This is a genomic window from Syntrophotalea sp., assembly GCF_050253115.1.
Taxonomy (GTDB): domain Bacteria; phylum Desulfobacterota; class Desulfuromonadia; order Desulfuromonadales; family Syntrophotaleaceae; genus Syntrophotalea; species Syntrophotalea acetylenica.
This window is the reverse complement of sequence record NZ_JBFWJQ010000140.1, coordinates 1-5,705: the sequence shown is the minus strand read 5'-3', so window position 1 is coordinate 5,705 and position 5,705 is coordinate 1. Positions and strand designations below refer to the sequence as shown.

Below are 5,705 nucleotides of genomic sequence, written 5' to 3'. Positions count from 1 at the left end.
AAACCATCCGGTTATCGGTGCCAAGATCCGTCAGGCAAAGGCTAAAGGCGCGAAAATCATCGTTGTCGATCCGCGAAATATCGACATTGCCGCCGATGCCGATGTTTTCCTGCAGGTCAATCCCGGTACCAACATCGCTCTGGCCAACGCCATGATGAACTACATCATCAGTGAAGGTCTGGATGCCGCCGAGTATGTCAAAGAACGCACCGAGGGCTTCGATGAACTGGTAGCGACCGTGGCGGACTACACCCCCGAAAAAGCTGCTGAAATCTGCGGTGTGAGTGCTGAAGATATTAAGAAGGCAGCTCGCATCTACGCCGAAGGCGAAAAAGCCTCCATCGTTTACTGCATGGGCGTTACCCAGCATTCCAGCGGTACCGAAGGTGTTATGAGCATGGCTAACCTGGCCATGTTGTGTGGCAATATCGGTATTGAATCGGGCGGGGTCAACCCGCTGCGTGGTCAGAACAACGTTCAGGGTGCCTGTGATATGGGGGCCCTGCCCGGGACCTATCCCGCGTATCAGAGTGTGGCGAATGCCGACGTCAAGGCCAAGTTCGAAAAGGCCTGGGGTGTTGCCTTGTCCGACAAGGTGGGCCTCACCCTGACTGAAATCGTGCACGGTGCTGGTCACGGCGATATCAAGTTCCTGTACATCATGGGTGAAAACCCGATGGTTTCCGACCCGGATCTGACCCATGTTGAAGAAGCACTGAAAAACACCGAGTTCCTGGTGGTGCAGGACATTTTCCTGACCGAGACGGCTCAGTTGGCCGACGTGGTTCTGCCGGCTGCTACTTTTGCTGAAAAGGACGGTACTTTCTCCAATACCGAACGGCGCGTACAGATGGTGCGCAAAGCCATCAATCCGATCGGAGACTGCAAGCCTGACTGGCAGATCCTGTCGGAGGTCCTCAAGCGTCTCGGAATCGGGAAAAATTATGCCAGCCCTGAGGACGTGTTTGCTGAGATCCGCGAGGTAACGCCTTCCTATGCCGGTATCAGCTATGATCGTCTCAATGAACTGGGCAGCCTGCAGTGGCCCTGTCCGACGGAAGATCACGCCGGTACCAAATTCCTGCATGTCGGCAAGTTTGCTCGGGGCCTTGGTTTGTTCAAACCCGCTGCGTTCAAGCCCAGTGCTGAGCTCCCTGATGACGAATACCCCGTGATCATGACCACCGGTCGTGTGCTTTATCACTATCACACCCGCACCATGACCGGTAAAGTCGACGGGCTGAACGCCATGTCTCCCGAGTCTTTTGTGGAGATCAATCCCGAAGCTGCTCGCAAATTGAGCATTGCCGAAGGAGACAAGGTCAAGATCAGCACCCGCCGTGGTTCTATCGTGGCAAAGGCCAAGGTAACGCCTAAATTGAAGGAGAACGTCATCTTCATTCCGTTCCACTTTGCCGAGGGCGCGGCCAACGTCTTGACTAACCCGGTAGTCGATCCTATTGCCAAGATTCCTGAGTACAAGTCCTGTGCAGCCAAGCTTGAAAAAGTGGCCTGGGACTGGTCGGAAGAGGCTGACGGAATCCGATAAACCTCATTGTTGCAAGGACGGTCTTTGCCGTCCTTGCAACAGCCATGTTATTTATGGTAGAGTTTTGTCCGGCCAGATAGAAGGCCCGTAAGTTATATACGAAAGGGTCTTCGCAAAGGGTATAAATCTGACATCGCCCCCGTACCGACATTGTTCGGCACGGGGGCGATGTTATCATTGGCATATCCCACTTTTCGGCGAGGGAGGATTGATTCATGATTGAAAAAAACGTGGTTACCGATTTTTGCAGCCAGGTCTCCGAACCTGAGATCGGTTCGGGAACCTATGTTCACCCCTTGGCTGCCGTTATCGGAAATGTTATTCTTGGAAGGAATATCATGGTATCACCAACGGCGGCTGTAAGGGGCGACGAAGGGCAACCTCTCTTCGTTGGCGATGATTCCAATATCCAGGATGGGGTTGTCATTCATGCTCTGGAAACCGAATTGAATGGCGCGCCGGTTGCCAAGAACCTCTACGAGGTCGATGGCCGTTCCTACGCTGCGTATGTCGGATGCCGTGTTTCGCTGGCTCATCAGGTTCAGATCCACGGCCCCGCCGTGGTTTTGGATGATACCTTCGTCGGGATGAAATCACTTGTATTTAAATCCTTTGTCGGTAAAAAATGTGTGATTGAACCCGGCGCTATTATCATGGGCGTTACGGTGGAGGATGGCCGGTATGTCCCGGCCGGCTCGATCATTCGTAGCCAGGGAGAAGCCGATGCTCTGCCGAAAATCACCGACGACTATCCTTTCAAGGACATGAACAAGGGTGTCGTGCATGTCAACACTGCGCTGGCCCGACAGTACCTGGCATCACATAAAGGATAGATATGTACATAAAAATATGATTATATCCAGACGGGAAGCACTTGAGGTTTCCCGTTTTGGCTATCTGGTGTCCATCCGGAAACTCCGGATGAAAAAAGTTTATGGTTAATCAGCGCGGGAAGACAGCATGGAATCAGTCAGGGATCGGCGGCAGTACGAAATTCTGCAGTGTCGGCAGGGAGATTTCAGAAAAGTAATGGATGTGGTGGTTGCCGAATACAACCTGGAGATCGAGGTTAACGGCCAACCGTTCGTCATTTTGCTTTGTACCCCCCGATCCCTGGAGAATCTGGTAGCAGGCTTCCTGTTCTCGGAGGGGGTTATCCGCGGGCCCGGGGATCTGCAGGAAATTCAAATTGATGTGGATCAGCAACGGGCGCGAGTTACCTTGAGAGGTAGTGACGATTTTGCCCTGGCTGCCCAAAGATCGCATATACGCCAAACCGTACCCACCGCCGGTGGTAAAGGCCATTCCACGCTTGATGCCGCGGTTCTGCAGTCTTTGACCGAAGGGTATGATGGCCGCATCACAATCAGAGCGGCAAGGGTGCCGGAACTGATGGATCGGTTCGGCAAAATGTCTCAACTGTTTGCCGATACCGGCGGGGTGCACAGCTGTGCCCTGTCCGACGGCGAGCAGATTTTGCTCTTTGAAGACGATATCGGCAGGCACAACGCTCTGGATAAAGTCCTGGGAGAGGCCATGATGCGCGGCATAGCGCTTAACGACAAGGTCGTGCTTACCAGCGGCAGGATATCGACGGAAATTCTCGCCAAAGTGGCTCGCCGCGGAATCCCGGCCATTATCTCCCGTTCCGCGCCGACCAGTGCGGCTATCGATCAGGCCCGCACTCTCAATATGACTCTGATCGGTTTTGCCCGGGGCCAAAATTTCAATGTCTACACCAACTTTTCCTGTCTCGATATGGATTGAAATACGCACATAAAGGAAACTGGACATGAAGTTCGGCAGTGCGGTAATCCTTGCCGGCGGCAAAAGCCGCCGCATGGGATTCGACAAACAATTTTTGCAGATCAAGGACCACTATCTTCTTTGCTGGCATGGTGAACAGCTTGCCACCATGTTTGATCAGATCATTGTCGTCAGCAACACCCCCGAATTGTACCGGGGAACGCCCTTCGTCGTAGTGAGCGACGAACTCAGGCACCAGGGACCGCTGGGCGGCATACACATCGGGCTTAAGACCGCACTGTCTCAGAACGTGTATTTCCTGGCCTGCGATATGCCCAATATCAATCTGGACTATATCCGGCGCATGCAGCAATGCGTCAGCCAAAGTCACGCCCCTGCCTGCGTAACGAGATATGGTGACTGGATCGAGCCGTTCAATGCCTTTTATTCCCGCGTTTTGATCTCGGCTATCGAAGCTTACCTTGCCACCGGACGCCACTCCCTGTTCGATTTTCTGGAAACCTGTGAAACCTTTTATATTCCGGAAGCGGAGGCCAGGCAGTACAGTCCGGACTGGAAGATGTTTCTCAACCTCAATACCCGGGAAGATTTTGAAAAGTGGCGCAGTCTCAGTCTTGCCCATGGTTTCGATAATGCCGCTTGCGGCAAATCCTGCCGAAGATAACCTCTCGATTCAACCCGACAAAACCGGGAATTTTCTCGTCCGCCAGGCCTTTTATTAATAAATCCGGTACATTCCATTACGCCATACCCCAAAACGGGGCTGAAAATAAAAAAAGGCATAGGGAAAACGTTCTTCCCTATGCCTGTCCCGATCGATTGAAGGATTATTTGTTAGGCAGCTTTGGCAGTCGGTGCCGCGGCGGCTTCAGCTTTCTGCGAGGTGCCGCGAACGAAGGCCCACCAGTAAACCACGCCGCAGAGAATGGCGCCGCCAACGATGTTGCCCAGGGTTACGATGATCAGGTTCTGGGTCCACAGGGTGGTCCAGTTGAGGGCGGTCAGGGCTTCGAGGGATTTGCCGGAAGCGGTGACGGCTGCCGTGGACGCTTTGGCGAAGATGCCGGCCGGAATGAAGTACATGTTGGCAACGCAGTGCTCAAACCCGGAGGTGACGAACGCCATGATGGGGAAGAAAATACCCAGAACTTTACCGGCGATGTCTTTGGCGGAGATTGCCATCATGACGGCGAGGCATACCAGCCAGTTACAGCCAATGGCGCGCCAGAAGTACATGGCCGTGTGAGCATCGGCACCCGCTGTAACCTTGCCGTAGGCAATGTTGATCGCGGTAGCGCCGACTGCGCCGTCCAGCAGGCCGCTGCCCATGGCGATCATCCATGCCAGGGCAATGGAGCCGACGAGGTTGCCGGCATAAACGATGATCCAGTTGCGCAGCAGCTGTGCCAGGGTGATGTCCTTGTTGCACAGGGCGATGGTCATCATGTTGTTGCCGGTGAAGAGTTCCGAACCCGGAATCACGACCAGCATAAGTCCTACGCTGAAGACCGCGCCAATGAAGAATTTCTGCAGACCGAAGATGCCCCATTCGCCGGTAGCGACAGTCGTGGCGAGGTGTGCTGCAAACCCGATGAAGACCCCTGCGAGAATACCCAGCACGAAAAGTTTGATGGCGGTGTTGGTTGCCTTGGCTTTGCCAATGGCGATAAAGGATTTGCTAAGTTCCGCAGGCGGTACGAAGTTAGACATTGTTCCCCTCCTCATGAGATGTGTTTGTATCGATCAGGCCCAAGAATAATGGGATTTCAGCAGGTTTAATCCTTTTTGAAAAAATGTTTTAATCCTGTCTGAAGCTGCACGCAGAACACCCCTCCAACCAGTTCGAAAATCCGGCAGCGTTACCCCAACCAAAAGGTTATTTGTGACAAAAACAAATCTTGAAAATTCACAGCAAAAGCGTCGGCAGTATAGGGTTGAAAAAACCCGACTGTCAACCCAAAATTGCTGCAGATCGTGACTTTTCCCTATACTTAGGAAAACCGTGATGGTAGCATTAGAATGGCTTTTTAGTCCTCCGCCTGGGTCGTAGTGCACCACGGATTTTGTGGAAGCGGTGACGGGCATTTTTTCTAGTCTCAATGTGTCGCAGTTGCACGACACTTACGAATTGAGGCCCATAATGCCGGTCAATGTTTGCATGTTCACATAGGGGGTGGTATAGTCAGGCCTCGCGATATGAAGATTTACTTTCTTGTTATTCGAGCCAGGCCGGTTCCCGGCAATCCGAATTATCGCGTAGTACCGGGAGTCAGCGCCAGGTTCTGGGTCATGGAGCAGAGTTCATCAGGGGCTCTGCATCGTGCTCTGTATTTTCTGAAATGCAAGGGTTATGTTGCCATCGGTGTCGAACAGCCGGCAATTCCTGCCG

The 5,705-nt window shown here is 53.1% G+C and carries 6 protein-coding genes; 5 read left to right on the top strand and 1 reads right to left on the bottom strand.

Annotated features, from left to right (window positions below; translation table 11 throughout):
- The 4 genes from AB7E65_RS11695 to mobA form a co-directional block, all read left to right on the top strand.
- Nucleotides 1-1,549, top strand: a 1,549-nt coding sequence (locus AB7E65_RS11695; RefSeq protein WP_428745977.1) for a molybdopterin oxidoreductase family protein, incomplete at its 5' end; no start/stop codon positions are given.
- Nucleotides 1,550-1,764: 215 nt separating this feature from the next.
- The gene (locus tag AB7E65_RS11690) at nucleotides 1,765-2,382 is read left to right on the top strand and encodes a carbonic anhydrase (RefSeq protein WP_428745976.1); all 618 of its coding nucleotides are present in this window, start codon (nucleotides 1,765-1,767) and stop codon (nucleotides 2,380-2,382) included.
- 127 nt (nucleotides 2,383-2,509) lie between these two features.
- Nucleotides 2,510-3,316 carry a formate dehydrogenase accessory sulfurtransferase FdhD gene (gene fdhD, locus AB7E65_RS11685; RefSeq protein WP_072287820.1) on the top strand — a complete coding sequence of 269 codons (807 nt, stop codon included), beginning with the start codon at nucleotides 2,510-2,512 and terminating at the stop codon, nucleotides 3,314-3,316.
- 25 nt (nucleotides 3,317-3,341) lie between these two features.
- Nucleotides 3,342-3,980 (top strand): molybdenum cofactor guanylyltransferase, encoded by a 639-nt coding sequence (gene mobA, locus AB7E65_RS11680; protein WP_072287819.1) that lies wholly within the window; start codon nucleotides 3,342-3,344, stop codon nucleotides 3,978-3,980.
- 170 nt (nucleotides 3,981-4,150) lie between these two features.
- Here the strand turns inward: mobA and AB7E65_RS11675 are convergent, their stop codons facing one another.
- Nucleotides 4,151-5,026, bottom strand: coding sequence for a formate/nitrite transporter family protein (locus AB7E65_RS11675; RefSeq protein ID WP_072287818.1), 876 nt, complete (start codon nucleotides 5,024-5,026; stop codon nucleotides 4,151-4,153).
- Nucleotides 5,027-5,512: 486 nt separating this feature from the next.
- On the opposite strand from AB7E65_RS11675, the gene AB7E65_RS11670 reads away from it, so the two are divergent.
- Nucleotides 5,513-5,705 (top strand): hypothetical protein (locus AB7E65_RS11670; protein WP_428745975.1); only part of this gene is annotated, 193 nt, incomplete at its 3' end.

What these genes read in the sequence shown, in the direction of transcription:
- AB7E65_RS11690 (WP_428745976.1), top strand. Translation starts at nt 1,765, where the DNA reads ATGATTGAAAAAAACGTGGTTACCGATTTTTGCAGCCAGGTCTCCGAA.
- fdhD (WP_072287820.1), top strand. Translation starts at nt 2,510, where the DNA reads ATGGAATCAGTCAGGGATCGGCGGCAGTACGAAATTCTGCAGTGTCGG.
- mobA (WP_072287819.1), top strand. Translation starts at nt 3,342, where the DNA reads ATGAAGTTCGGCAGTGCGGTAATCCTTGCCGGCGGCAAAAGCCGCCGC.
- AB7E65_RS11675 (WP_072287818.1), bottom strand. Translation starts at nt 5,026, where the DNA reads ATGTCTAACTTCGTACCGCCTGCGGAACTTAGCAAATCCTTTATCGCC.